We start from the raw sequence: 26,416 nt of genomic DNA on the forward strand, positions 1-26,416 counted from the left end.
TGCCGGGACACACTTTGCCACTCACCTGCGCAGGTGAGTGGGAAAGCGTGCCGGGGCACACTTTGCCACTCACGTCAGGAGAGGTGCTCGGGCTGGGGCTGCGACTTGTGGACCTGGTCCGATCCGACCGCGTCCTGGCTCGCCTCCGGTGGGCATTCGGCGCTGTACTTGCCGGCGTGTTCCAGGGAGACGACGACGGACTTCGACGTGGGACAGTTGCTGCCGGTCGCCGTGGAATCGAGCGGCACCAGCGGATTGGTCTCCGGATAGTAGGCGGCGGCCGACCCCCGGGGCGTGTCGTACTCGACGATCCGGAAGTCGTGGGCGCAGCGGACGCGGTCGTCACCGTCCCAATGCGTGAAGAGGTCCACCATGTCGCCGTCGTCGAACCCGAGGGCCGCGATGTCGTCGCGGTGCAGGAAGATCACGCGGCGCCCGCCCTCGATGCCGCGGTACCGATCGCTGAGCCCGTAGATCGTGGTGTTGAACTGGTCGTGGCTGCGGATCGTCTGCAGGATCACGTGCCGCGGGGGCACCTGCAGCACGTCGATCGGGGACACCGCGAATTCGGCGCGCCCCGAGTGGGTGGGGAACGTCCGGGAGTCGCGCGGCGGGTGCGGCAGAACGAAGCCGCCCGGCTTGCGGACGTTCACCTCGTACCCTTCGCATCCGGGCACCACCCGCGAGATGTGCAGGCGGATGTTCGCGTAGTCGTCCCGCATCTTCTTCCACTCGAGACCGTAGCGGTCGCCGATCGTGGCCTCGGCGATGCGGGTGACGATCCCCACCTCCGAATCGAGGTGCGGGCTGGCCGGTTTCAACGGACCCCGGGAGGCATGAACCGAGCACACCGAGTCCTCGACGGAAATGAACTGCGGCCCACCGGCCTGGACGTCCTGCTCGGTGCGCCCCCGCGTCGGCAGGATCAGGGCCGTGTCGCCGCACACGAGATGCGACCGGTTGATCTTCGTCGAGACGTGGACCGTCATCCGGGTCTTGCGCAGCGCGGCCGCGGTGACGTCGGTGTCCGGGGCGGCCTGGACGAAGTTGCCGCCGAGCCCGAGGAAAAAGTGGGCCTTGCCGTCGCGCATGGCCCGGATCGAATCGACGGTGTCGTAGCCGTTCTCGCGGGGCGGGTCGAAGTCGAACTCCTTCGCGAGCGCGTCCAGGAAATGCCGCGGCGGGCGCTCCCAGATCCCCATCGTGCGGTCGCCCTGCACGTTCGAGTGCCCGCGCACCGGCAGCAGCCCAGCGCCGGGCTTCCCGATGTTCCCCTGCGCGAGCGCGATATTGGTGACTTCCTTGATGATCGCCACCGAGTTGTGGTGCTGAGTGAGCCCCATCGCCCAGCAGAACACGGTGGCATCGGAATCCCGCAGCATCCGGGCCGCGTCGGTGATCTGTTCCCGCGACAGCCCGGTGTTCCGGGTGACGACGTCCCAGTCGAGGTCGGCGACGTGCTGCTTCCACAACTCGAATCCGATCGTGTACCGGTCGATGAATTCGTGGTCGAGGGCATCCCATTCGACGAGCAGTGAGCCGAACGCCTGGAGCAGGGCCAGGTCGCCGTTCAGCGCGATGGGCAGGTGCAGGTCGGACAGGTCGGTACCGTGCCCCACCATCCCTCGCGGGGTCTGCGGATTCTTGAAGTTGACCAGACCGGCCTCGCGGAGCGGGTTGATCGACAGGATCTTCGCGCCGTTCTGCTTGGCCTTCTCCAGTGCCGACAGCATCCGCGGATGGTTGGTTCCCGGGTTCTGCCCCTGCAAGACAATGAGTTTCGCCTGATACACGTCGTCCATCGTGACGCTGGCCTTGCCGATGCCGATCGACTCCTGCAGCGCGATGCTGGTCGATTCGTGGCACATGTTGGAACAGTCGGGCAGATTGTTCGTCCCGAACGCGCGGACGAACAGCTGGTACGCGAACGCGGCCTCGTTCGACGCCCGGCCGGACGTGTAGAAGATCGCCTCGTCCGGACTGTCCAAGGCGTTCAGCTGCTCGCCGATCAGCGTGAAGGCCTCGTCCCATTCGATGGGCTCGTAGTGCGTTCCGCCGGGCCGCTTCACCATCGGATGCGTGATCCGGCCCTGCTGCCCCAGCCAGTGCTCGCTGTGGCAGTCGAGTTCGGCGATACTGTGGCGGGCGAAGAATTCGGGGGTCGCCCGGACCCGCGTCGCCTCCTCCGCCACCGCCTTGGCGCCGTTCTCACAGAACTCCGCGGCGTGGCGGTGACCCGGGTCGGGGTCGGGCCAGGCGCAACTCATGCAGTCGAAGCCCTCGGCCTGGTTCAGCCGCAACAACGTCTCGGCGGTGCGGACCACACCCATCTGCTCGAGCGCGCGTTTCATCGACACCGCGACAGCGGTCGGCCCGGCCGCGTGGTCCTTCGGGTGCCCGACCTCGAGGTCGGCCTCGTCGTAGTCGAGTTCCTCGTCCTTGTGACGCATCGTTCAGCCTTTCGTCACGATCTCCCCACCAGGCAGCCGAGGTAGTCGATGACGTCGTCGGTCGCGGTGGCCGGGGCGGTGAGCGCGACGTAACCGTCGGGGCGCACCACCACCAGCGTGCCACCGTGTGCCCCGTAGGCGCTACGCGCGAAACCGCGGTCGTCGACGACGTCCACGCCGGGACCGCGGGAATCACCCACCACCACGTATTTCACGTCGTCGGGCGCGTCTTCGGCCAGGGTTTGCAGGGCGTGCCGGGGCCCGCCGTCGAACCCGAGAACCGTGAAGTGCGTCCCGCGGAAGACGTCGAACAGTCGCAGTGGGGAACCGTCCGGGCTCAGGCACGGCGCGTCGGGTGCGCGGTCACCCGCGCGGACGCCCGTCGTCACGTCCCCGTCCCGGGACAGCGAACTCCACGGGTAGCCCAGACCGAGTTGCTGGCCGTCCTCGGTCGCCGCGCCGGCGAACCCCGATGAGTCCTCGCGTCCGAGGTTGTCGGTCACCTTCTGCAGCCCCGCGCTGCTCACCCCGAGCGTCCAGCGGGCGAGCGGCAACCGCTCCTCCTGATACGTGTCGAGGAGCGACGGATCCGCGGACCCGGCCAGGACGAGCGCGAGTTTCCAGCCGAGGTTGTAGGCGTCCTGGATCCCGGTGTTCATCCCGAGCCCACCTGCGGGCGGATGAACGTGCGCGGCGTCGCCGGCGAGGAACACCCGGCCGTCTCGGAAGCGGTCCACCATGCGCACGCTCACATGCCACGTGGACAGCCACGTCGGTGCGGACAGTCGCACGCCGGGATCGCAGGCGATGTCGTCGAGCACTCGCTGGAAGTACTCCAGCGACGGTTCGGGCAGGTTCCCCTCCTCGTCGAAGTCCGCGAACGGCACTCCCTGGAACTGCCAGGAGTTGATCCCACGGAACGGGCACAGCGCGACGAATCCCTTCTCGGGGTGCGACCACTGGTGCCAGCGGTCGGGGGTCAGGCCGTCGACGGACACGTCGCCGAGGAGCATGCCCTCGATGCCGCCCGTCCCCTCGAACGACACCCCGAGCGCCTTGCGCACCGTGCTGCGTCCGCCGTCGCAGCCGACGAGGTAACGCGCCATGACGGTCCCGCCCCCGGCGAGCCGGACGGTCACCTTGTCGGTGGTCTGCTCGAAACCCACCACCTCGACGCCGCGCTCCACGTCGATACCGAACTCGGAGAGACGCTCTCGCAGAATCTGCTCGGTCCGCCACTGCGGGATCATCAACCCGCTCTCGTAGGGCCGGTCGGGTGTGGGGCTCAGGTCTGCGTGGGGGTCGCTGTCGCCCACCACCCGGCCGCGCACCGCGACCCGGTTGGGAAGGTGCCGGAACCCGGCCTCGACGACCTCGTCGACGATACCGAGATCGTCCATCACTTCCTGGCTGCGCGCGGTCAATCCCTTTCCGCGCGAACCCGCGAACGGCTCGGGAGACTTGTCGAGGATCCGCACTTCGACGCCACGCCGCGCCAGTTCCAGAGCAAGCGTGAGACCGGTCGGCCCGGCCCCGGCCACCACTGCCTCGGTAGGGCTCATGGCGTCATCGTATTCGCGGCGGCACCGATCCCGCGGGAAAGTCGCCGCACCCGCTCATCGGCTCTCGCTCAGAAGTTTCCGCGGGCGGCCTGTTCGCGTTCGATGGCCTCGAAGAGGGCCTTGAAGTTGCCGATACCGAAGCCGAGGGAGCCGTGGCGTTCGATGAGTTCGAAGAACACGGTGGGCCGGTCGACGAGGGGTTTGGTGAAGATCTGCAGCAGGTAGCCGTCCTCGTCGCGGTCGACGAGGATGCCGCGTTTCTGCAACTCCTCGATCGGGGCGCGGACGTTGCCGATCCGGGCCCGCAGTTCGGGATCCTGGTAGTAGGAGTCCGGGGTGGCCAGGAACTCCACCCCCTCGGCGGTGAGCCGGTCCACCGCGGTGAGAATGTCATTGGTGGCCAGCGCCAGGTGCTGGGCGCCGGGGCCGCCGTAGAAGTCGAGGTACTCGTCGATCTGCGAGCGTTTCTTGGCGACGGCGGGCTCGTTGAGCGGGAACTTCACGCGGTGGTTGCCGTTGGAGACGACCTTCGACATCAGCGCGGAGTAGTCGGTGGCGATGTCCTCGCCGACGAATTCGGCCATGTTCGTGAAGCCCATGACCCGGTTGTAGAAGTCGACCCAGTGGTCCATCCTGCCGAGTTCGACGTTGCCGACGACGTGGTCGAGGGCCTGGAACAGGCGTTTGGGGGCGCCGTCCCGTCGGGTGTGCGACGACGTCCGGGCGAGGTAGCCGGGCAGGTAGGGGCCGGTGTAGTGGCTGCGGTCGACGAGGGTGTGGCGGGTGTCGCCGTAGGTGGCGATCGCGGCGATCCGGACGGTGCCGTGTTCGTCGGTCACGTCGTGGGGTTCGTCGAGGACGGTGGCGCCCTGGGCGCGGGCGTGGGCGATGCATTTGTCGACGTCGGGGACGGCGAGGGCGATGTCGACGACGCCGTCGCCGTGGGTCCGGTGGTGCTCGATCAGCGGGCTGTCCGGGTTCACGGCGCCGTTGATGACGAAGCGGACGGCGCCGGATTCGAGGACGAAGCTGTGGTGGTCGCGGTTGCCGGTGGTCGGTCCGGAGTAGGCGACGAGGGTCATCCCGAACGCGGACTGGAAGTAGTGGGCGGTCTGGGTGGCGTTGCCGACCACCCATACGACGGCGTCCCAGCCGCTGACCGGGAACGGGTCGCGGGTGCCGTCGTATTCGACGAGCCCGACCAGCTGCTCGAGCTGGCTGAGGTCGAGACCTGCCAGGCGTTCCTTGTCGGTGAGAGTCTGCTCGATCGTCATCGCTGTCTTCCTGTTTCGGGGACGGAGGGCTTGGCCTGTTGTGTGGGTCACTACGAAAACCCAGACCGGCCACATAGGCAACCGAGCCAGCAGAAGCTAGCCGCGGTGCCACCTTCGGGCGCCTCGCGGAGGGTTTTCTTATACAGTCGGACTAGTTGAATTCGTTCGGAGAGGTCTGGCCATGAAGGACGCAGTGCAGTTGGACGAGCTCGACTTCGCCCTCCTCGACGCCATGCACGACGACCCGAAGGCCGGCGTGCTGGAACTGTCGCGCCGGATCAAGGTGGCGCGGGCCACCGTTCAGGCGCGGGTGCGCAAACTCGAGGAGTCCGGCGTGATCGCCGGGTACGAGCCGCGCCTCGACATCGCCGCCGCGGGGTTCGACGTGCAGGCGTTCGTCACGCTGGAGACGGCGCAGGGCGCACTCGACTCCGTGACGTCGGAACTGGAGTCGATCCCCGGGGTGCTCGAGGCCTTCGCGACCACCGGTTCCGGCGACATCCTGTGCCGCATCGCCGCCGGCTCCCACCTCGGGCTGCAGCAGACGCTGATCGATCTGAACAAGTCGAGCGTCGTCGCCCGGTCCACCAGCGTGATGGTGCTGTCGGTGATCGTCCCGTACCGGTCGATGCCTCTGCTGCGAACCCTCGACCGACCGCGTCCGGCGAAGGCCCCGGCCTACCGCACCGCGCCCGCAGACGCGGATTAGCAACGCGTTCCCCGCTTCTGCTGCACAAATTGAATAGAAAATCGACGAACCTCTTTCTCGGTGATGTTCATCGTGGCTATCTGCTGCGCAGCCGGTTGCGGCGCACGAGTGGTGCCCACCACAGTGATCGCCGTAACAGCGCGGGCACGGCCGGGAACACCGGCCGGATCGCCCCGAGCCCCGGCCGTCCAGAAACCGAGAGAAGCCATGAAGAATCTGCTCACCCGATTCGAAGAGAAGGCCCCCGAGATCGTCTTCGAGTGGCACGACACGGAGACCTCCGCCCGCGGATGGACGGTGATCAACTCGCTGCGCGGCGGTGCTGCCGGCGGCGGAACCCGGATGCGCCGCGGTCTCGATCGGCGCGAGGTGGAATCGCTCGCCAAGACCATGGAGGTCAAGTTCACCGTCTCGGGTCCGGCCATCGGCGGCGCGAAGTCGGGCATCGACTTCGACCCGACCGACCCGCGCAAGGACGAGGTGCTGCGCCGCTGGTTCAAGGCCGTGACCCCGCTGCTGAAGTCGTACTACGGCACCGGCGGCGACCTGAACGTCGACGAGATGGCCGAGGTCGTGCCGATCACCGAGAGCTACGGGCTGTGGCATCCGCAGGAGGGCGTCGTCAACGGGCACTTCGCGGCGACCGATCGTGAGCGGGTGCAGCGGGTCGGGCAGCTGCGCCTGGGCGTCGCGAAGGTCGTCGAGGATGCGCGGTTCACGCCCGACCCGCAGGCGAAGTACACGGTGTCGGATCTGATCACCGGGTGGGGCGTCGCCGAATCGGTGCGGCACTACTACCGGGTCTACGGCGGCGAACTGGCCGGCAAGCGCGTGATCATGCAGGGCTGGGGCAACGTCGGCGCCGCCGCCGCGTACTACCTGGCGCAGTCCGGTGCCCGGATCGTCGGAATCCTCGACCGCAACGGTGGATTGACGAACACCGACGGCTACGACTTCGAGCAGATCCGCGCGCTGTTCCTGGCCAAGGAGGGCAACGAACTGCGCGCAGCAGGCATGGTGCCGTTCGAGGAGATCAACTCGACGATCTGGAGTTCCGGCGCCGAGATCTTCCTCCCCTGCGCCGCGTCCCGTCTCGTGACCCGCGACCAGGTGGACCGGTTGATCGCGGGCGGCCTCGAGGTGGTGGCGAGCGGCGCCAACGTGCCGTTCGCGGACGACGAGATCTTCTACGGTCCCACCTACGAATACGCCGACAAGAGCGTCGCCGTCGTCCCCGACTTCATCGCCAACTGCGGCATGGCCCGGGCGTTCGCGCTGCTGATGGAGGGCGACATCGAGGTGTCGGACGAGGCGATCTTCGGCGACGTCTCCGCCACCGTGGCGACGGCGCTCGAGCGCTGCTTCGCGCGTTCGTCGCAGCCGACCGGAATCGCCGGTACCGCGTTCGAGATCGCACTCGATCAGCTCGTCTGACGGCACGGGAGACCCCATGAACACAGTTCACGACCCACCGGCCTCCACCACCCGCCTGCAGCAGGCGATGAAACCGCGGCAGCTGGTGATGATGAGTCTGGGCGGCGCGATCGGTGCCGGACTATTCGTCGGCTCCGGCGCGGGCATCGCCGTCGCCGGGCCCGCCGTGCTCGTCTCCTTCCTCATCGCCGGGTTTCTCGTCGTCCTCGTCATGCGGATGATGGGCGAGATGGTGGCCGCCGACCCCGACAGCGGTGCGTTCTCCGTCCACGCCGAGAAGGCGATGGGCCCGATCGCCGGCCGGACCATCGGCTGGCTCTACTGGGTGCAGGTCGTCATCGTGGTCGCCGCGGAAGCGACCGCGGCGGCGGCGATCACCGCCGCCTCCCTGCCCGCGGTGCCGCAATGGGTGGCCGCCCTGGCATACATGAGTGTGCTGACCGCCGTGAACCTGGCGGGTGTCTCCCGCTTCGGTGAGTTCGAATTCTGGTTCGCCGCACTGAAGATCGTGGCGATCGTCGCGTTCCTGGCGGTCGGCTCCGCGATGATCTTCGGCTGGATCCCGAGTTTCGACGCGCCCGGTCTGTCGAACCTCACCGGCCACGGCGGATTCGCCCCCACCGGAGTCACCGGCATCGCCGCGGGCCTGCTGATCGTGGTCTTCGCGTTCGGCGGCACCGAGGTGATGGCCATCGCGGCCGCCGAGACGTCGGAGCCCCGGCGCAACGTGAGCCGGGCGGTGCGGTCCATCGTGTGGCGGATCCTGGTGTTCTACGTCGGTTCCGTCCTGATCATGGTGACGGTGCTGCCGTGGACGGCGGGGGAACTCGCGACGGGTCCGTTCGTCGCGGTCCTGAACGCCGCACACGTGCCGGGCGCCGGCGCCGTCATGACCGTCGTCGTGGTCATCGCGCTGCTGTCGTCGCTGAACGCCATGCTGTTCAGCGGTTCCCGGATGATCTACTCGCTGTCCGAGCGCGGGGCGGCCGCGAAGGTGTTCGGCCGGGTGTCGGGCAACGGCGTCCCCCGCCTGGCGGTGCTGGCGTCGGTGGCGTTCGGTTTCGTCACCGTCGTCCTCAACTACCTGGCACCGGATCGTGTTCTCCCGCTGCTGCTCAACGCGGTCGGTTCGACAATCCTGGTGCTGTGGACGTTCGTCACTGTCTCGCAGATCGTGCTGCGGCGGCGCGCCGAGAAGTCGGGCCGGACGGATCTGCCGCTGAAGATGTGGGGCTTCCCGTATCTGTCGTACGTGGCACTCGCGCTGCTGGCCGCGGTCGCGGTGCTGGCGTTGTTCGACGACGCGGCACGCAACCAGCTGTTCGCGACGCTCACGTTCACGTGTGCGATCACACTCGCCTGCTGGGTGCTCGGGCGCAGGCAACGCGGCGCGATCACCGGCGAAGCGCCGGAGAAGCTGCCCGAGACCGTCGGTTGAGAGACCACCGCCGCACGCTCACGGACGTCGAGGGGTCGTCCGCGAGAGTGCGGTGGTGTCCCGCTCAGCGGACATGTCCCGCTCACCGAACATCCCCGCCGCCTACCGTCGACTGCACACGACGAAGGGGCGGGAATGACCACACCTCCAGACATTTTCGCCCCGGCCACGCTGGGCCCCATCACGTTACGCAACCGGATCATCAAATCGGCCACGTTCGAGGGCCGCACTCCCGACGCGCTGGTCACCGACGAATTGATCGAGTTCCATCGCCGCCCCGCCGCGGGTGGGGTCGGGATGTCGACGGTGGCCTACTGCGCCGTGGCACCGGAGGGCCGCACCGAACGCGGACAGTTGTGGATGCGCCCGGACGCCGTCCCCGGGCTGCGCCGACTCACCGATGCCATCCACGCCGAGGGTGCGGCCGCATCCGCCCAACTCGGGCACGCCGGACCCGTCGCCAACGAGAAGTCCACCGGACTGCCTGCGCTCGCACCGTCGCGGTCGTTCAATCCGCTGAGCATGCGGATGATCCGCAGCGCCACCACCGCCGACATCACCAGAATCACCGCCGCCCACGGCACCGCGGCGCGGCTCGCCGTCGAGTCCGGCTTCGACGCCGTCGAGATCCACTTCGGCCACAACTATTTCGCCAGTGCGTTCCTCAGCCCGAAACTGAACCGGCGCACCGATTCCTACGGTGGATCGCTCGAGAACCGGGCCCGGGTGGTGCGGGACGTCGCCCGCACCGTGCGCGACGCCGTCGGCGGCCGGGTTGCGATCCTCGCCAAGCTCAACATGGACGACGGCGTCCCCGGCGGGTTCTGGCTCGACGAGGCCATCCAGGTCGCCCGGCTTCTGGAGCACGACGGCAGCGTCGATGCCCTCGAACTCACCATGGGCAGTTCACTTCTCAATCCCATGTACCTGTTCAAGGGTGACGCGCCGGTCCGCGAGTTCGCCGCCGCCATGCCGCAGCCCGTCCGCCTCGGCGTGCAACTGGCAGGCAAGTCGCTGATCCACGCCTACCCGTACCGCGACCTGTTCATGCTCGAGCACGCCCGCCAGATCCGCGCGGCGGTGGCGTTGCCGCTCGTCCTGCTCGGCGGAGTCACCGACCGGGCGGGGATGGACACCGCGATGGCCGAGGGCTTCGAATTCGTCGCCATGGCCCGCGCGTTGCTGCGCGAACCCGATCTGGTGAACCGCATCCGCGCCGAGTCGCGCACCCAATCGTTGTGCATCCATTGCAACAAGTGCATGCCCACCATCTTCAGCGGAGCACGCTGCGTGCTCGTCGACTGATTCGCGGCACGGCCGGCCTGCTCACACGTGGAGCGCGAGGAGGGATCCGATGCCGACGACGGCGCCGAAGATCAGTGGGATGCAGATGATGTCGATGAAGATGCCGGTGCTGATCATCTTGATCATCGGCACGTAGCCCGATCCGTAGACGATGGCGTTCGGTGGCGTCGAGACCGGGAGCATGGCGCCGGCATTCGCGCCGAACACGCCGGCCATGGCCGGGATGATCGGGTCGACGCCGATGGCGAGGGCGATCGGGATGATGATCGGGACGACGATGCCGACGCTGGCCGTGTTGCTGGTGGTCTCGGAGATGACCAGACCCATGACGATCGCGATCAGGGCGAGAACCCAGGAACTCTGCACACCCGTGGCCCGGGCGATGGTGGTGCCGAGGGTTTCCGCGAGTCCGGTGGCGTTCATCATGGTGCCGATCGTCAGGCCGGCGCCGACGAGGAGAACTGTGCCCCAGTCGATCTTGGCGGCCTCCGACCAGGTGAGGGTGGATTCGCCGCTCCCGTTCCCGCGGGGCAGGAAGAACAGCAGACCGGCGGTGAGGACGACGACGGATCCCTCGTTGAGGTGATCGGTGAAGGCGGTGACGATCGGGCTCGTGACACCGAAGGTGGTGACGAGGGACGGCAACACCCAGAGGACGACGGTGACGAGGAAGATCACCAGGACGTTGCGTTCGCCGCGGTTCATCGGGCCGAGGTCTGCGTAGTGGGCGCGGAAGTAGTCCTGCCCGCCGCGGATGTGCTTCACCTCGGGCCGGTTGACGAGGATCAGCGCGACCCACATGACCGCGCCCATCACGAGGAGGTACGGGGCCGACATGGAGATCCAGTCGAACAGTTCGACCTTGTAGCCGGTCATCCGCTCGATGGTGCCGCGGCCGATGACGTTGGCGATTCCGGTGATCGGGGTGAGGACCGAACCGATACTCGCGCCGTAGGCAATGGACAGCATCAGCAGGCAAGAGAATTTGGTGCGGTTGGTCCTGATGCCCGGGTTCTGCTCCTGAATGAGATCGCCGATCGTCTTGACCACGCCGATGCCGATGGGAAGCAGCATCGCGGCGGTGGCGGACGACGACACGAACATCGAGAGGATGCAGGCGACGACACCGAACGCCGCCGCGGTGCGGTACGTGCTGTTGCCGATGCCCGGGAACGAGAGCACCTTGAGGGCGAACCGCCGGTCCAGCCCGTGCACCGTCATTGCGCGGGCCAGGATGAAGGCGCCGATCACCAGGAACACCGTCGCGGAGCCGAAGGACCCGTACACCTCCTGGGGTGTGCCGACGCCGAGGACGACGAGTAGGGCGATGCCGATCAGCGCGGTCACCGGGATGGGGACGGGTTCGGTGATCCACAGCAGGACCACGACGGTCAGAACCGCGAGCATGGCCTGCTGGGAATTCGGCATGTCGATCGGCAGCACCAGGATGCCGATGAGCAGGGGCAGCGCGGCGATCAGGCCGAGACGTCCGCGGATGAAGTCGAAGCGTTCCTCTCCTGCGAGTTTCGGTGGCTGCTCCGTCGCGGGGGCGAGTGTGCGCATGTCAGATCCTTGCCAGCTGCGGAATGGAGGGCAGGTCTTCGTCGACTGCGGCACCGCTGTGCCATCCGCGGACAGCGCTCGCGGCGATGTCCTTCGCCTCACCGAGGTAATCGTCGGCGGTGACGAGTTGCGCGGGCAGCAGTTCGGCGACACCGGCCTCCGCCGCGACCTCGCGCAGGGTGTCGGCGAGCACGCGATGCGAGGTTCGGGCGCGGGTCGCGGCCGTGTAGAGCAGGTCGTGGGCGCGTTCGCGGCCCAGGGCTTCGGCGAGCTGGATCATCTGCGCCTCGGCCATGACCAGCCCGCCGTCGAGGTCGAGGTTCGCGCGCATCCTGTCGGCGTCGACCCGCATGCCCGTGACGATGACGAGCGCTTCGGACAGGGCACTGCCGGCCAGGACCCCGAGTTGTGGGATCACCTGCCATTCGATCTGCCACTCGCCGGCGCTGCGTTCGTGGCCCGCCTCCTGGATGCGGCTCAGCGACGACAGCAGCGCCCCGGCGGTCTGGGACAGTCCGATGATGGCCTCCGACGAGATCGGGTTGACCTTCTGCGGCATCGTCGACGACGCACCGCGGTGGCTGTTGTAGGGCTCGAAGACCTCGCCGATCTCCGTGCGGGAGAGGTCGACGATGTTGCGGGCGAGCTTGGCGCACGTCGCCGCGACAGTGGCGCAGAGCCAGCCGTATTCGGCGATACCGTCGCGGTCGACATGCCACGGGATGTCGGTGTCGTGCAGGCCGAGCAGATCGGCGACGCGGGTCCGGACGTCCGCGGATTTCGCTCCGAGCGCCGCGGACGTGCCGCCCGCCCCGAACAGGGAGATCACGGCGATCCGCGGCACCGCCTGCTGGAGCCGTTCGCGGTGGCGGGTGAACTGACCCAGCAGCGTCGCGAGGGTGGCGCCGAACGTGGTCGGCACCGCCTGCTGGGCGTGGGTCCGGCCGGGCATCACGGTGCCGGCGTGGGCCTCGACCTGGACCGCGAGCGCATCGCCGAGTTCGCCGAGCTGCCAGTCGAGCGCGGCCAGCGACCGCGCGAGCTGCAGGGCGAGCCCGGTATCCATGATGTCCTGCGTGGTCGCACCGTAGTGGACGCGACCGTTCGGTCCGTCCGGCAGCGCCCCGGAGATCTGCCGCACCAGCCCGAGGATCGGGTACCCGACATTCTTCGACGTCTCCCACAGGGAGTCGCGGTCGATGTTGTCGATGCGAGCCGCTGCCGCGATCGCCGCGGCGTCGTCTGCCGAGATGACCGCGTGCTCACCCTGAGCGATGGCGAGGGCCCGCTCGGTGGCCAGCCAGCTCTCGATGCAGCTGTCGGCGGAAAAGATGTCGAGTTGCGCCTCGTCCCCTGCCAGGTGAGTGAGGAGGGAGAACGGGTTTCTTGACTGAATGGACACGAAGGGCCTTTCGCCTGACGTAGTGGATCACCCACATCCGCGACTGTGACTCACGCCATGTGGAATCGGTTCCACATCACTGTGGCGTAAGCCACTCGTTCTGTCAAGAGAGGTCGTTTCCCCGACGTCCGCCGTCGTCCTCGACGCCTTTACCTGCGGTTACGTTGGGTATGGTGGGCTTGTGCCCAAACTTCAGGACGTCGCCGCGCTGGCCAAGGTGGGGGTGGGTACCGCCTCACGCGCGATGAGCGGGCGCGGCTACGTGGACCCCGATACGCGCAAGAGAATCCTCGAGGCGGCCGACGCATTGGGCTACCGGCCGAACAAGGTCGCCCAAGCACTGCGGGAGAACAAGACGCGCGTCGTCGGATTGCTACTCCCCGACATCTCGAACGAGTTCTACACCGACAGCGCCGCCGTGCTGCAGTCCGTTCTGTTCGAGGCCGGATTCCAGCTCGTGGTCAGCGCGAGCGGCAACGATCCGGAATCCGAGGAACGCGGACTGCGCTCCCTGCTCGATCACCGCGTCGACGGAATCATCCACGTCCCCGTCGACACTCGGCGTACATTGCCGACCGGCGTGCCGATCGTGCAACTCAACCGTCACTCGGTCCCGCTACAGACCGACGCAGTCGTCAGCGACGACGAATTCGGCATCGAAGCGATCACCGACCTGGCCCTGCAGGCGGGACACACCGATCTCGCACTCGTCATCGGCGGGGCCGATCACAGCACCACCGCCGACCGCATGCGCGGGTTCCGCAACGCCGTCGACCGCGCGGGAATACCGGAGGCGCCCAAGGGAACTGCCGGGCGCCGCTTCCGCATCCTCGAGGGCGACTTCACCTCGGCATGGGGGCGGAACGCGATGCACGCGATCGCCGGCGACCTGCCTGACGTCGTCATCGCCGCCAGTAGCCGGATCGCGCTGGGCGTCCTGCACGCCTGCTCCGACCTCGGCCTGTCGGTGCCCAGCCACCTGTCCGTCGCCGCGCACGGAAACCCCGAATGGTACGAGGTGTTTCCGCCCGGAATCACGTCCTACGCCCCGCCCCTGGCCGAGATGGGGCAGGAGGCGGCGGTGCGGATCCTCGCCAAGATGAAGGCCGGCGCCGAGGACGGCGTCCCCATCACGACGAGACTGAGAGGAGAAGTCCACCACCGTCATTCGATCGGCGGCAGCCTCTCCGCGCCCACTTCGTGACGACTTCCGGTCACCAGCTCGTCTGCGCCAGCACCGCATCCAGCGCCGCGTAGCTCTCGTTCATGCCGCCCTCCATGCCGGACTGCAACATGCCGTCGCGCTCCTCGGGGGTGTGGAACTGACTGACGACAGACAGCTTGGTGCGCCCGTCACCGAGGTCGGTGTAGGTGTTGTTCTCGACGATGACGTGGCCCGGCATGCCGTCCCACTCGAACGTGTACACCAGGCGCTCCTCCGGGGTGATCTCCCTGAATCTGCCCTCGAAACCGTGGGTCTCGCCGTCCGAGTGTTCGACGAAGCGCCAGTGCCCGCCGCGTTCGAATTCCCAGCGTTCGACGTCGAGTTCGTTTCCGCGACCCCACCACTGGGCGAGGAGTTCCGGTCTCGTGAACGCGGCCCACACGCGTTCGCGGGGAGCGTTGAAGATGCGTTCGACGTGGATCTCCCGGTCCGTCGGCGTCGAGACGGTCGCGGTCGTGGAAGTCTGCGAAGTGCTCATGACGTGCCTTCCGTTCGATTGAGAAATTCGTCCAGACGGTCCAGGCGCCCTTCGAGCGACAGCTGGTAGTCGCGGATCCAGGCCACCTCACGCTCGAGGGCATTGGTCCCCAGCATGCAGTACCGCACCCGGCCACGTTTCTCGGTCACGACCATCCCGGCCTCTTCGAGCAGTCGAACGTGCTTCTTGATGCCGGTGAGAGTCATCTCGAAGAGTTCGGCGAGGTCGCTGATCGAGCAGGCGCCGTCACCGAGCCGGCGGAGAATCCCACGTCGCGTGGGGTCTGCCAGTGCGGCGAACGTAGCGTCGAGAGCCGAATACTGAACCATCCAGTTCAGTGTTGCACCGACCCCCGCCCCGGTCAAGACCGGCGCCGAGGGACCCACGAGCGTTTCGGGCGCTCAGATAAGCTTGGGCCGTGGTCCACCGATGACAGCGTCGCCCGACGAACACGAAGAGGCGATCCGCGATCGCCCGCACAGTCGCGCCACGCCCGCGAGAGCGCGGCGCAATCCGGCACTCGTTCAGGCCGACATCCTCGAGGTCGCGACCGCGGAATTCGCCGAGAAGGGCCTGTCCGGCGCCAGCGTCAACGAGATCGCCGAGAAGACGCAGACCACCAAACGCATGATCTATTACTACTTCGGCGGCAAGGAAGGTCTGTACACCGCCGTCCTCGAGCGCAACTACAAACTCATCCGCGAACTCGAACACGAGGTGGACCTCGAACACGCCGAACCGGTCGATGCGCTGAGGTTGATCGCGCAGTTGACGTTCGACCACCACGACACGCATCGCGCCTACGTCCGCCTCGTCAGCGGAGAAAACATGATGAAAGGCAAGTACATTCGGCAGTCCGACGAGGTGGCCGGACTCGGCATGCCCGTGCTGGCGGTACTCGAGGACGTGCTGCGCCGCGGTCAGGAGGCCGGCGTGTTCCGCCGGGACGTCGAGGCCATCGACGTCCACATGCTCATCAACAGCGTGTCGCTGTTCCGCATCTCCAACCAGTACACGTTCGACGCGCTGTTCCAGCGCGATCTCGCCGCCGACGAGCTCAGGTCGCACCTGCGCACCGTCATCGGTGACGTCACGGTTCGCTACGTCTGCATCTGACGGCCCACAAGCTCCTCCACACACCCTTCGCGCCTGCTGAGAGCGGGTTTGTCGCGCCGTTTGTACCTACTGGACACTTTTTGGCCCGCGAGGTACAAAGCTATTGCGCCCGTCACATCCGGTGCGCTAGATTCAGGGCCTGCGCAGGACGAACTTCCGTTCGCCATACGAACGCCAGTCGGGCGGTGTCATGCACGCACAGAGGAGAGACCGAATGACGACGACTATCGATGCCACGGGCACCGGTCCTCGGACAGACCTGCAGAAGGTCAAACGAGCAGCCACCGCCGCATTTCTCGGCAGCATGCTCGAGTACTACGAGTTCTACATCTACGCCTCCGCAGCCGCCCTGGTCTTCGGCAAGGTCTTCTTCCCCTCGTCCAGCGCGGCCACCGGAACCCTGTTGTCGCTGGCAACGTTCGGCGTCGCGTACATCGCCCGGCCCATCGGAGCGGTCCTGCTGGGACATCTCGGAGACCGCGTCGGACGTAAGAAGATCATGCTGTTCACGCTCGGATTGATGGGCACGGCAACATTTCTCATCGGCTGCCTGCCCGAGTACAAGCACATCGGAATCTGGGCGCCGATCCTCCTCGTCTGCCTCCGCGTGTGTCAGGGAATCTCGGCAGCCGGCGAGCAGTCCGGAGCCAATTCACTGACCCTCGAGCACTCCCCGGAACACCGGCGGGCCTTCTTCACCAGCTGGACCCTCACCGGCACGCAGGCCGGCTTCATCCTTGCCACCCTGGTGTTCCTCTCCGTCGCCACCCTGCCCGAAGACCAGCTTCTCAGCTGGGGATGGCGGATCCCCTTCCTCGCCAGCGCCATCGTCGTCTTCGCCGCGTACATCGCGCGACGCAAGCTGGAGGAGCCGGAGGTCTTCACCGAGAATCGCGAGAACGGCGAACTCGAACGCTTTCCCGTCGCGACACTTCTGCGCACCCACTCGACCGATGTGCTGCGAGTGATTCTCTGCGCGTTCCAGTCGGTCGGCGGCACCATCTTCGCGGTCTTCGGACTCGCGTTCGCGACCAGCGCCGAGGTAGGCATCAGTCGCCCGACCATGCTCTGGGCGGCCGTCGTCGCCAACGTCGTCGCGTTGTTCATGCAGCCGTCGCTCGCCGTCCTCGCCGACCGCATCGGCCGCAAGCCGGTGTTCATCAGCGGCGTCGTCGGTCTCGCGCTGTCGATCTTCCTCTACTTCTGGGCGATCTCCACCGCGAACGTGGTACTCATCTTTGCCGGCGCGATCGTCTTCACCGGAATCTGCTACAGCGCACCGAATGCCATCTTCCCGTCGTTCTACGCGGAGATGTTCAACACGAAGGTGCGATTCTCCGGCATGGCGCTCGGCACCCAGATCGGTTTCGCCTTCGCCGGTTTCGCACCCACCATCGCATGGACCATCGTCGGCGACAGCCGAACGAACTGGATCCCGGTCGCGATCCTGGTGGCGGTCGCATGCCTGATCTCGGCAGCGGCGGCCTCCACCGCACGCGAGACCTACAAGACACCGCTCGCGCAGCTCGGCAAGCCCATCGCCTGACACGTCGCCACCAATCCTTCACACGTTTACGACGACAAGGAAGAACCCATGACCACCACACGCTTGAAAATCGGAATCGTCGGCTGCGGCAAGATCGCCATCAACCACGCCAAGGCTCTGCACGCCATGCCCGAGGTGGAACTGGTCGCCTGCAGTGACACCGACCAGGACAGAGCCAAATCCTTCGGTGCCGCACACGGAATAGCCCACGCCTACGACGACCTCGAGACTTTGCTCGGCAGTGGTCTCGACGCCGTCACCATCTGCACTCCGCACCCGACCCACGAAGCGATCGTCCTCGCGGCCGCCGAACACGGACTGCACGTACTGTGCGAGAAGCCGATCGCAATCACGCTCGACGAAGCCGACCGCATGGTCGAGGCGACGGCCACCGCGGGGGTGAAGTTCGGCGTACTGTTCCAGCGCCGATTCTGGCCTGCCGCTCAGCGCATCCGAGCCGCCATCGATGCCGGCGCGCTCGGCGGCGAACCCATCGTCGCCACCTGCACCGTGCGACTCGGCCGCGACCGCGAGTACTACACCTCCGACCCGTGGCGCGGCCGCTGGGACACCGACGGTGGAGGTGTGCTGATGACTCAGGCCATTCACTACATCGACCTGCTGCAGTGGTTCATGGGCGACGCCGTCGAGGTGAGTGGACATATCGACACCCTGGTGCACGGCGACTACATCGAGGTGGAGGACACGGTCGCAGCCACCGTGAAGTTCTCGTCCGGCGGACTCGCCACCATCACCGCCGGCACGACTTTCACACCCGGTCTGGGCACCCAGATCGTGGTCGGTGGACGCAACGGGCGCACCGTGAGCCTGACGGAATTTCCCGAGGGGATGCCGGCGGTCAACGACATCTGGACAGTCGAGGGCGAGGAGGAGTACCTGCAGATGCACTCGACGGACATCGAATCGGATCCGCCGCTCTCGCAGATCCATGTCGGTCTCGCGCCGTTCCATCAGATGCAGATCGAGGACTTCGTCCACGCCATCGTCGAGGACCGCGCGCCCGCGGTCTCCGGACGCGACGCGCGTCGCGCGCTCGAGATCGTCCTCGCCATCTATGAATCCTCCCGGACCGGGCAACCCGTCTCACTCACCTCGGGCGCCCTCGCCGGACTGCAGTAACTGCACCGCAACCTTTTTCACTCCGTCAGGCGAGGACGACACGATGCATTCACCGACCTTCCTGGTCGTCAACGGACCGAACCTCAACATGCTCGGGACGAGGCAGCCCGAACATTACGGTCACCACACCCTCGACGACGTCCGCATAATGTGCGAGCGGACCGCCGAACCACTGAACGTCGAATTGACGTTCTTCCAGTCGAATCACGAAGGCGCGGTGATCGACCGCATCCATCAGGCCCGGGGATCCGCACACGCCATCGTGATCAACCCCGGCGCGTGGACCCATACGTCCGTGGCCCTTCGCGACGCGTTGGTGGTCCCGGAGATCCCGATCGTCGAGGTGCACATCAGCAACATTCACGCCCGCGAGGAGTTCCGTCATCGCTCCTTCGTCTCGCCGATCGCGAGTGCCGTCATCGCCGGTGCCGGGATCTCCGGGTACAAGTTCGCGATCCAGCATCTCGCGGCCGTGCTGGCCCCGGCAGAAGGGTACGCGATCCGGCCATGACCGACAGACCACTGCTGTCACTCTCGCCGCTCACTGCCGTCGACGCCTCACCACCGGACCTGGTGGCCGCGGCCGCCGACGCCGGCTTCGACTGTGTGGGAATCCGGGCGAGAGCGGCCGCCACCGACACTCAATGGCCGATGCTCGACAACGGCCCGATGGTACGGGAGACGCGCCGCCGCGCCGACGATCTGGGCATCGAGATCCTGGACGTCGAGGTCCTGCGGATCACCGGCACAGACGACGTGGAGGCCGCTCTGCGGGTACTCGACGCGGCGTCGACGCTGCGTGCGAGCTATGTGCTGGTGAACGGCAACGACCCGGAGCCCACCCGGCAGGCCGATACCTTCGCACACCTGTGCCGTGAGGCGGAGCAACGAGGTGTGTCGCTGGCGTTGGAGTTCATGGCGTTCAGCCGGATCCGGACCCTCGGCGACGCCACCGCCGTTCTGACGCACGCTGCCAGTCCCGCCGCGGTGCTCGTCGTGGACGCGCTGCACCTGGCTCGGACCGGCAGCACAGTCGACGAGGTCCGGGCTGTTCCCGACCGCTGGCTGTCGTACGCTCAGCTGTGCGACGCCCCGAGCGCGGCGCCGGCCGATCACGCCGGACTGATCACCGAAGCGCGCACCGACCGGCTGCTGCCCGGCGAGGGTGAACTCCCGTTGCACGACTTGGTCGGTGCCCTTCCCGCCGGCACCGTCTTCTCCGTGGAGGCCCCGGTCCTCGCTCACACTGGGTGGGCGGTCGGCGACCGCGCCGAGTATGCGTACCGGGCCCTGCGCGACACGGTGTCCGCGGCGTAGGCCCGGCCGGCGACGGCGCCCGCGGCATCTCGGCGCCGGTACGGATCGGTAACGAATCCGGACGACCCGCCTGTCGCCGCCCTGGGCATCTCGCGGGCGCCGTTAGCGTCAGAGCCGTCGGCACACGTCCGCACACCCAGGGGGCGCAGATGGAAACACGCGTCTTTCCTCGCCGCCCGGCGATCGTGGTGGCGCTCGCGGTGTGCGCGACGTTGGCCGTCGTCGCGGTGCTCGGCACCGTCGACCCGTGGACGCCGAAGATCGGACTGTTCACCGGCGGCGCCGATCTGCACGTCTACCGCGACGGTGGCTGGCGGGTTCTGCACGGCCTGCCGCTGTACAGCGGACCCGTCGCGCTGGGGTTGCTCTACACCTACACGCCGTTCTCCGCGATCGTGTTCGTGCCGCTCGAACGCATACCCTGCGCGTACGTCGACAACCTGTGGATGGCGTTCAACCTGGGTGTGCTGGCGGGCTGCATCCTCCTGTGCTGGCGCATCCTCGGGTACCGGATCACCCCGCACCTGCTGCTGGTCACCGCGCTGACGACGGTGACCTGCACCTTCGTCGAACCGGTGCGGACGACGCTGTTCTACGGCCAGGTCAATCTGGTGCTGATGCTGTGGGTGCTCTGGGACTTCTCCCGGCCGGAGCGCAGCGTGCTGCGCGGGGTGGGTATCGGGCTGGGCGCGGCCGTCAAACTGACCCCCGGCTTCTTCGTCGTCCAGCTCCTCGCCCTGCGCCAGTGGCGGGCGGCCGCGGCCGCGACGTCCGTCTTCGCGGGCACGGTGGCGTTCGCCTGGGTGATCGTGCCCGACGACTCCCGCCGGTACTGGACCAGCACGTTCTTCGACTCCACCCGCATCGCCGACGACGCGCACCCGTCCAACCAATCGTTGCGGGGAACACTGACCCGGCTCACGGACGGGCAGGCACCGCCGTGGCTGTGGCTGATCCTCGCGGGAGCCGTCGCCGTCGTCGGCCTCGTCGTGTCGGTGCGCCTGTACGAACGCGGCGAACGGTTGCTGTCGGTGGTGCTCGGCGGGCTCACCGCCGCCGTGGTGTCGCCGTTTTCGTGGAGCCATCACTGGGTGTGGCTGGTGCCGCTGATGGTCTACCTGATGCACCGCGCGGTCTCGGACACCGGACGGTGGTGGTTCGCGTTCGCCGCACTGTTCGCGTCGACGGCGGCGTGGCCGTACTGGTGGAGCCCGGACTTCGCCGTCGTCGGACTGTTCCTGTTTCCACCGTCGTGGCCGGTCGCGTTCGGGCTGCAGAACATCTACGTGCTCGTGTACGTCCCGGTCCTCGTCTCGGCGATCCGGATGGTCACCCGGCGCACCCGGCATCGGCCGATCCTCACCTTGGTCGTGACGTACCCGCCGGCACCGGAACCGTCGGAGATGTCGCTGCGAAGCGCGTGACGGCACCGCCTTTCCGCGCCCCTCGACGCACCGTCCGGAATACCCTGGCAAGTGCACGCACCGTGCACCGCCTGGACTCTGCACCCCCGGAATCGAACTGCCATGACCGAGCGCCCGCCGAGTGATTCGACGGTCGCGACTGGGCCGCCCACCGAACTGGGCGAGGAAACTCAGCTGCCGCCGTCGACGACGTCGGGCGCCGAACCGGTGTTCGTCGTCGACAGTGGCGTCGAACGCCTCGTCGCGGATTGGGAGTCGTCGGGTTCGCCGGCCGAACTCACCGAGTACCTGCCCGATACCGCTGCGATCCGGCGGGCGGCGCTGATCGAGTTGATCAAGGTGGACCTCGAGTATCGGTGGCTGCGGTCGGGCTGCCCGAAACGCATCCCGGAGTACTGCCTCGAATTCCCGGAGTTGCTGGCCGAACCGTTGCCGCCGGAACTCGTCTACCTGGAGTACCGGGTCCGCAGTCGGAGCGGCGCCGACGTCGATCCCGAGGAGTACGTCGCCGAGTACCCGCAGCAGGCGGACCGGTTCGAGACCCTGCTCGAAGACGACCTGCGCATGGACCGGCGCTCGGCGAGCGCGGCACTCGGCCCGGACGACGACTTCGACGTCGGCGGGCGCCTCGACGATTTCGATCTGATGATGGAGCTGGGCCACGGCGCGTTCGCGCGGGTGTTCCTCGCCCGGCAGCGGTCGATGCAGCGGTGGGTGGCGCTGAAGATCTCCCGCAACATCGGCAACGAGCCGCAGACCCTCGCGCAGCTCGACCACCCGTACATCGTCCGCGTCTACGACCAGCGGGTGCTGGAGGATCGCCGCCTGCGGGTGCTGTTCATGGAGTACGTCCCCGGTGGCACGCTCCTCGACGTGGTGCGGCTGGTCCGCAAGACCCCACCCGAGCAACGCTCCGGACAGTTGCTGCTCGATTCGGTGGACCGCGTCCTCGAGGCGCGGGGCGAGATCCGGCCCGAGTACTCGAGTGTGCGGGACGAGATCGCCGCGCTGTCGTGGCCGGAAACCGTCGCCTGGATCGGTCTGCGGCTCGCCGACGCACTCGACTACGCGCGGGCGCACGGCGTCCTGCACCGCGACATCAAACCCGCGAACGTGCTGCTGGGCCTGGAGGGCATCCCGAAGCTGGCCGATTTCAACGTCAGTTCGAGCGACAGCGTCGAGAATCGCGGCGCCGGCGGATTCATCGGCGGCTCCGTCGCCTACATGTCGCCCGAACAGTTGGAGGTGATCGACCCGGACATCCGCCGGACCGCCTCCGACCTCGACACCCGCAGCGACATCTTCGCGCTGGGGGTCATGCTGTGGGAACTGCTGACCGGGGCGCGGCCGTTCCCGGACGACGACGGGACCGCGTCGCCGCCGTCGCCGCAGGTACTTCTCGAGTCACGTCGCCGGGGCGTCGACCCGGAGCGGTCCGCGCTCCCCGAGGACTGTCCGGCCGCGATGCGGCGGATCCTGGTGAAATCCCTCGCGCCCGACCGGGACGACCGGTGGTCGAGTGGCCGGAAGCTGACGCGTCAGTTCGCGCTCTGCCTCGACCCGCACGCCCGCGATCTCGTCGACCCGGCGCCGGGAAGCGTCCGGTCGAGGATGTGGCGGTGGGCGCTGCCCATCGTGCTCGCCGCGGTCGGCATCCCGAATCTGCTGGCTGCGGGATACAACTACTACTACAACAAGGTGCTCATCATCGCGACGCTGCCCGCCGAGGCGCAGCAGGATCTGGAGTTCGTCCACCTGGTGATCGGCGGAATCGCGTTTCCGCTGGGCGCGGTTCTCATCGTCTACTGGTGTCGGCTGTCGCTGACGGTGCCGCGTGGTCTCCGCAACGGCCGAACCTACAGTTCCGAGGTGCTGGAGAAGGCACGGGCCACGACGCTGGCGCTCGGACATCGGGCGGTGGTGGTCAGCTTCGGGCTGTGGGTCGTCGCCGGGGTCGCCTACCCGATCGCCCTGGAACTCACGGCCGGCGGCATCCCGCTGCGCGCGTACACGCAACTCCTCGCGTCCCTCGCCGTGTGCGGGGCGGTCGCCCTCGCCTACCCGTTCTTCATCCTCACCTTCTACGCGGTGCGGTGCCTCTGCCCGATCCTGCTGTCGCACGGCGAGTTGCGCGGAAGCGACGGCCGCAACATCCGGGCCCTCGGCCGGGGCATGCCGCGGTACCTCGCCGTCGCCGCGGCCGTCCCGCTGATCGGGGTCGCCGGGCTCAGCTTCGTCGGCGGGAGCACTGGCGATGCCGTGAACGCGACGGTCCGCGCGCTGTGCCTGGGCGGGATCTTCGCCTTCATCGCCGTGTACCAGCTGTTCCGAAGGATCGAGAGCGATCTGCGCGCACTCGCGCGGGTCGTGTCGCTGGAGGTGCCGGGATCTCCGACCCATCGGCGTCGGTAGGAGCGGCCGGGTGGAAAGAGAAGGCCCCTGGTGCTGCCGGGTCGGGGTCCGACAGCACCATGGGCTCAACAAGTATTTCTCCCGAAGCCCCCTCCGCGTTACACCCCGTGTGTCGCGGTCCCGGCGAGGCCGCCCATCGTCATGTCGTAGAGGGCCGTGGCCAGCTGGTTTCGCCGGTCGCGCAGGTCCCGGCGAAGGTACTCGAGGCCCACCTCCCGATAGCTGACGGTGAGCACCAGGAGCAGCGCGTCGAGGTCGACACCCGGGCCGATCGCGGACGGATTCAACGTCACATACGTACGCAACAGGTCGCGGCATCGTTCCTCGATCCGGACCGAACGGTGAGCCGCCAGCGACAGGTGCGGGGCATCGTTGAGCAGCGAACCGAGGACGTCGCGGTACTCGTCCAGGACGGCGAGGAATTGGGTCTGCAGGGCGGCGTCCTTCAGGAACGTGCCCTCCGCGACCGACTGCTCGAGCTGCGCCCCGAACGCTGCCGTGGTTTCCTCCATGATCCGGTCCATCAGGACGTCGATGATCTCGTCCTTGTTCGCGAAGTACTGATACACCGATCCCTTCGAGATGCCCGCCGCTTCCGCGATCGCATTCGTGCTGCAGCCGGTGTACCCCTTCGCCCGCAAAACCTGACCAGTTGCCGACAGGATGCGTGCGACCGTCGCCTGCGAACGCTGCTGGGAGGGGTCTTTCCGCTGTCCAGTGCCCATTCGCGCAGCCTTCCCGTCTGTCACACAATGCGACTTGTACCCGTCCGATTCGGTGGAGTGAACTGTAACTCACAGCAACTCGAGCGGGGCTGAGGCACCAGGAAGCCCCTCTCGACGACCGAATCGAGTACCTCGAAAATGACAGAAACCCAGTCTCGGGAATCCGCCCCCGGCTTCTCCGAAGTCACGCCGCCGCGACGCTTCGACATGGACTCCGAGTGGGGTCGCCGCTCGATGCGGACGCTGTCGCGGTTCGTGCACGGCGATCCGACGCCCACCGCGGCGGAGCGGGAACTCCACGCCCGGGCGGTCGTCAGCCAGGACGAGATCGGTGCCGCGCTGGCGCGGGCGGTGCTCGTCGACAAGACCGTGACGATGGCCCAGTTCTCCCGGGCACTCTCCGACGGCATCGGCAGCGTGCCCGACCCCGCGCCGGCACTGGTCGCCTTCTTCGACGCGGTGGACCACCGGCCGTCGTGGGTCGACGACCGTCGCCTCGACCGCGGGGCCGCGGTCTGCCTGCGCAGCGGGATGACCGGACTCGACCTCCTCGCGACCGGTTCGCTGATGAACGGCTACCGCAGCGCCGCCACCTCCCGCCAACTCGTGGCCACCGGCAGGCTCGTCGGGGACGGCGCCGGTCAGCGGGTCGCCGAGACGGTGCGGTGGTGGTACGAGTGCGTCCTCCCGGGTGGCCTGGAGCGTGACCGCCGCGGCTGGCAACTGTCGGTCCACGTCCGGTTGATGCACGCGTTCGTCAATCTGACGCTGCTGCAGGACGAGGACTGGGACGTGTCCGACTGGGGCATGCCGATCAACCAGTCGGATCAGGCGGGGACGCTCGCGCTCTTCTCGACGACGTTCCTCGTCGGCCTCCGCTCGCTGGGGGTGTGGGTCTCCGCCGACGAGGGCGCGGACGTCATGCACCTGTGGCGGTACATCGGATGGCTGATGGGCATCGACGACCAGTGGCTGGTCGACGACGAGAACACCGGACGCCGCACCATATGCCAGATCGGGATGTTCGCTCCCGGACCCGACGACAACTCCCGGGTGCTGGCCGACTCACTGCAGAAGTCGTGGGCCGGCTTCCACTACCCGCACGCGGAGGCCCTGCGACGCCGACTCAACCGCCAGCGCCTGCTCAGCATCCAGCGGATGTTCTCCGGCAAGAGGGGCATGCGGGAACTCGGACTGCCGGTCGTGCCTGCCTGGTTCGTTCCGCTGGCACTCGCAGGGAACGGGACGATGCACGGTGCGGCGCGGGTGAGTCCGGCCATCCGGGACCGCGTCGGCCGCCGCTCCCGGCGGCGAGTGGAGGCGTGGCTCGCCGCGAACGAGACGCCGTCGACGGCTCAGCGACGCTCGTAGATACCGCGCACGTACGCCGCCTGCCCGGCGTGCTGAAGATCGTCGGAGACGACGCTGACCAAGCGGACCCCGAGAGTGACCGGCGGATCCCAATTCTCGTCGACGATCCGGTCGAGGTCGTCCGTGCCGATCGTCTGGACGTAATCGACGGTGCGGTCGTGGACGGCGTCGTGGTACTCGCGCAGCAGTTCGGCCCCGGTGCGCACCTTCGCCACCTCGTCCGAAGACTGCCCGTAACCGATGTCGGTGACCCGGAACGGGAGGTCGAAGCGCTCCACCCACCCGCCGGACGTCCACACCTGCTCGGTCCCCGCGACTCCGGCGACGTGATCGTCCTGCACCCGCGTGAGATGCCAGATCAGCCAGGCGATGGTGTTCGCGTCCGAGTCCACACGGAACGTGAGGGCGTCGGCCGGCAGATCGGCCAGCGTCGAATGCACGGCCTCCTGAATGCGATCGAAGGCGTCGGTCAACAGCGCGCTATGGTCCACGATCTTCCTTTCGTCGTGTTCACATCACGTTCCA

General features: G+C 67.5%; 22 protein-coding genes. 13 read left to right on the plus strand and 9 right to left on the minus strand.

From position 1 onward, the window contains the following. Window positions 1-74: 74 nt before the first annotated feature. The 3 genes from JWS14_RS16320 to hppD all read right to left on the minus strand — a co-directional run bounded on the left by JWS14_RS16320 (window position 75) and on the right by hppD (window position 5,286). Window positions 75-2,450, minus strand: a complete 2,376-nt coding sequence (locus JWS14_RS16320) for an FdhF/YdeP family oxidoreductase (RefSeq protein WP_206013798.1) — start codon at window positions 2,448-2,450, stop codon at window positions 75-77. A gap of 14 nt (window positions 2,451-2,464) precedes the next feature. Next, on the minus strand, window positions 2,465-4,012 hold the full coding sequence (locus JWS14_RS16325; protein WP_206013799.1) for an FAD-dependent oxidoreductase: 1,548 nt from the start codon (window positions 4,010-4,012) through the stop codon (window positions 2,465-2,467). Between the two features lie 68 nt (window positions 4,013-4,080). Further along, window positions 4,081-5,286 (minus strand): 4-hydroxyphenylpyruvate dioxygenase, encoded by a 1,206-nt coding sequence (hppD, locus tag JWS14_RS16330; RefSeq protein WP_206013800.1) that lies wholly within the window; start codon window positions 5,284-5,286, stop codon window positions 4,081-4,083. Window positions 5,287-5,467: 181 nt separating this feature from the next. Here hppD and JWS14_RS16335 point away from each other — a divergent pair, with 181 nt between their 5' ends. From JWS14_RS16335 to JWS14_RS16350, 4 genes are all read left to right on the plus strand, one after another. Beyond that, on the plus strand, window positions 5,468-5,995 hold the full coding sequence (locus tag JWS14_RS16335; protein ID WP_072944431.1) for an Lrp/AsnC family transcriptional regulator: 528 nt from the start codon (window positions 5,468-5,470) through the stop codon (window positions 5,993-5,995). A gap of 207 nt (window positions 5,996-6,202) precedes the next feature. Further along, window positions 6,203-7,429: a Glu/Leu/Phe/Val dehydrogenase dimerization domain-containing protein gene (locus JWS14_RS16340; protein ID WP_072944429.1), complete on the plus strand. Its 1,227-nt coding sequence runs from the start codon at window positions 6,203-6,205 to the stop codon at window positions 7,427-7,429. 16 nt (window positions 7,430-7,445) lie between these two features. Further along, on the plus strand, window positions 7,446-8,867 hold the full coding sequence (locus JWS14_RS16345; protein WP_206013801.1) for an amino acid permease: 1,422 nt from the start codon (window positions 7,446-7,448) through the stop codon (window positions 8,865-8,867). 135 nt (window positions 8,868-9,002) lie between these two features. Further along, on the plus strand, window positions 9,003-10,172 hold the full coding sequence (locus tag JWS14_RS16350; RefSeq protein WP_206013802.1) for an NADH:flavin oxidoreductase: 1,170 nt from the start codon (window positions 9,003-9,005) through the stop codon (window positions 10,170-10,172). A 21-nt stretch (window positions 10,173-10,193) separates the two neighbouring features. Here the strand turns inward: JWS14_RS16350 and JWS14_RS16355 are convergent, their stop codons facing one another. After that, window positions 10,194-11,735 (minus strand): SLC13 family permease, encoded by a 1,542-nt coding sequence (locus JWS14_RS16355; protein ID WP_072944423.1) that lies wholly within the window; start codon window positions 11,733-11,735, stop codon window positions 10,194-10,196. A gap of 1 nt (window position 11,736) precedes the next feature. After that, window positions 11,737-13,137, minus strand: a complete 1,401-nt coding sequence (locus JWS14_RS16360) for a class-II fumarase/aspartase family protein (protein ID WP_241031367.1) — start codon at window positions 13,135-13,137, stop codon at window positions 11,737-11,739. Window positions 13,138-13,318: 181 nt separating this feature from the next. Here JWS14_RS16360 and JWS14_RS16365 point away from each other — a divergent pair, with 181 nt between their 5' ends. After that, window positions 13,319-14,341, plus strand: coding sequence for a LacI family DNA-binding transcriptional regulator (locus JWS14_RS16365; RefSeq protein WP_206013803.1), 1,023 nt, complete (start codon window positions 13,319-13,321; stop codon window positions 14,339-14,341). Between the two features lie 10 nt (window positions 14,342-14,351). On the opposite strand, the gene JWS14_RS16370 is transcribed toward JWS14_RS16365, so the two are convergent. Further along, window positions 14,352-14,840: an SRPBCC family protein gene (locus tag JWS14_RS16370; RefSeq protein WP_072944419.1), complete on the minus strand. Its 489-nt coding sequence runs from the start codon at window positions 14,838-14,840 to the stop codon at window positions 14,352-14,354. Then, the gene (locus JWS14_RS16375; protein ID WP_072944441.1) at window positions 14,837-15,169 is read right to left on the minus strand and encodes an ArsR/SmtB family transcription factor; all 333 of its coding nucleotides are present in this window, start codon (window positions 15,167-15,169) and stop codon (window positions 14,837-14,839) included. The genes JWS14_RS16370 and JWS14_RS16375 overlap by 4 nt, the downstream gene beginning before the upstream one ends. A 100-nt stretch (window positions 15,170-15,269) precedes the next feature. Here JWS14_RS16375 and JWS14_RS16380 point away from each other — a divergent pair, with 100 nt between their 5' ends. The 7 genes from JWS14_RS16380 to JWS14_RS16410 all read left to right on the plus strand — a co-directional run bounded on the left by JWS14_RS16380 (window position 15,270) and on the right by JWS14_RS16410 (window position 23,795). Further along, complete coding sequence (locus JWS14_RS16380; protein WP_072944418.1) at window positions 15,270-15,956, plus strand: TetR/AcrR family transcriptional regulator; 687 nt, start codon at window positions 15,270-15,272, stop codon at window positions 15,954-15,956. A gap of 214 nt (window positions 15,957-16,170) precedes the next feature. Beyond that, the gene (locus tag JWS14_RS16385) at window positions 16,171-17,502 is read left to right on the plus strand and encodes an MFS transporter (protein WP_072944416.1); all 1,332 of its coding nucleotides are present in this window, start codon (window positions 16,171-16,173) and stop codon (window positions 17,500-17,502) included. Window positions 17,503-17,550: 48 nt separating this feature from the next. Next, window positions 17,551-18,642 (plus strand): Gfo/Idh/MocA family protein, encoded by a 1,092-nt coding sequence (locus JWS14_RS16390; RefSeq protein ID WP_206013804.1) that lies wholly within the window; start codon window positions 17,551-17,553, stop codon window positions 18,640-18,642. A 43-nt stretch (window positions 18,643-18,685) separates the two neighbouring features. Then, a complete protein-coding gene (aroQ, locus tag JWS14_RS16395) occupies window positions 18,686-19,153 on the plus strand; it encodes a type II 3-dehydroquinate dehydratase (protein WP_206013805.1) in 468 nt (155 codons plus the stop codon). Continuing rightward, window positions 19,150-19,959 carry a sugar phosphate isomerase/epimerase family protein gene (locus tag JWS14_RS16400; protein WP_206013806.1) on the plus strand — a complete coding sequence of 270 codons (810 nt, stop codon included), beginning with the start codon at window positions 19,150-19,152 and terminating at the stop codon, window positions 19,957-19,959. Before aroQ ends, JWS14_RS16400 begins: the two co-directional genes overlap by 4 nt. Window positions 19,960-20,108: 149 nt before the next feature. Beyond that, window positions 20,109-21,383, plus strand: coding sequence for a glycosyltransferase 87 family protein (locus tag JWS14_RS16405; protein WP_206013807.1), 1,275 nt, complete (start codon window positions 20,109-20,111; stop codon window positions 21,381-21,383). Window positions 21,384-21,485: 102 nt separating this feature from the next. After that, the gene (locus tag JWS14_RS16410; protein ID WP_206013808.1) at window positions 21,486-23,795 is read left to right on the plus strand and encodes a serine/threonine-protein kinase; all 2,310 of its coding nucleotides are present in this window, start codon (window positions 21,486-21,488) and stop codon (window positions 23,793-23,795) included. A gap of 98 nt (window positions 23,796-23,893) precedes the next feature. Here the strand turns inward: JWS14_RS16410 and JWS14_RS16415 are convergent, their stop codons facing one another. Beyond that, window positions 23,894-24,520 (minus strand): TetR/AcrR family transcriptional regulator, encoded by a 627-nt coding sequence (locus tag JWS14_RS16415; protein ID WP_072944405.1) that lies wholly within the window; start codon window positions 24,518-24,520, stop codon window positions 23,894-23,896. Between the two features lie 138 nt (window positions 24,521-24,658). On the opposite strand from JWS14_RS16415, the gene JWS14_RS16420 reads away from it, so the two are divergent. Continuing rightward, on the plus strand, window positions 24,659-25,891 hold the full coding sequence (locus tag JWS14_RS16420) for an oxygenase MpaB family protein (protein ID WP_206013809.1): 1,233 nt from the start codon (window positions 24,659-24,661) through the stop codon (window positions 25,889-25,891). Here JWS14_RS16420 and JWS14_RS16425 read toward each other — a convergent pair. Beyond that, entirely contained in the window at window positions 25,876-26,382 is a 507-nt protein-coding gene (locus JWS14_RS16425; RefSeq protein ID WP_206013810.1) for a mycothiol transferase, read from the minus strand. The two genes, JWS14_RS16420 and JWS14_RS16425, sit on opposite strands and share 16 nt — an antisense overlap. Window positions 26,383-26,416 lie beyond the last annotated feature (34 nt).

The organism is Rhodococcus koreensis (assembly GCF_017068375.1).
In the GTDB taxonomy this organism is placed as follows: Bacteria; Actinomycetota; Actinomycetes; order Mycobacteriales; family Mycobacteriaceae; genus Rhodococcus_F; species Rhodococcus_F koreensis.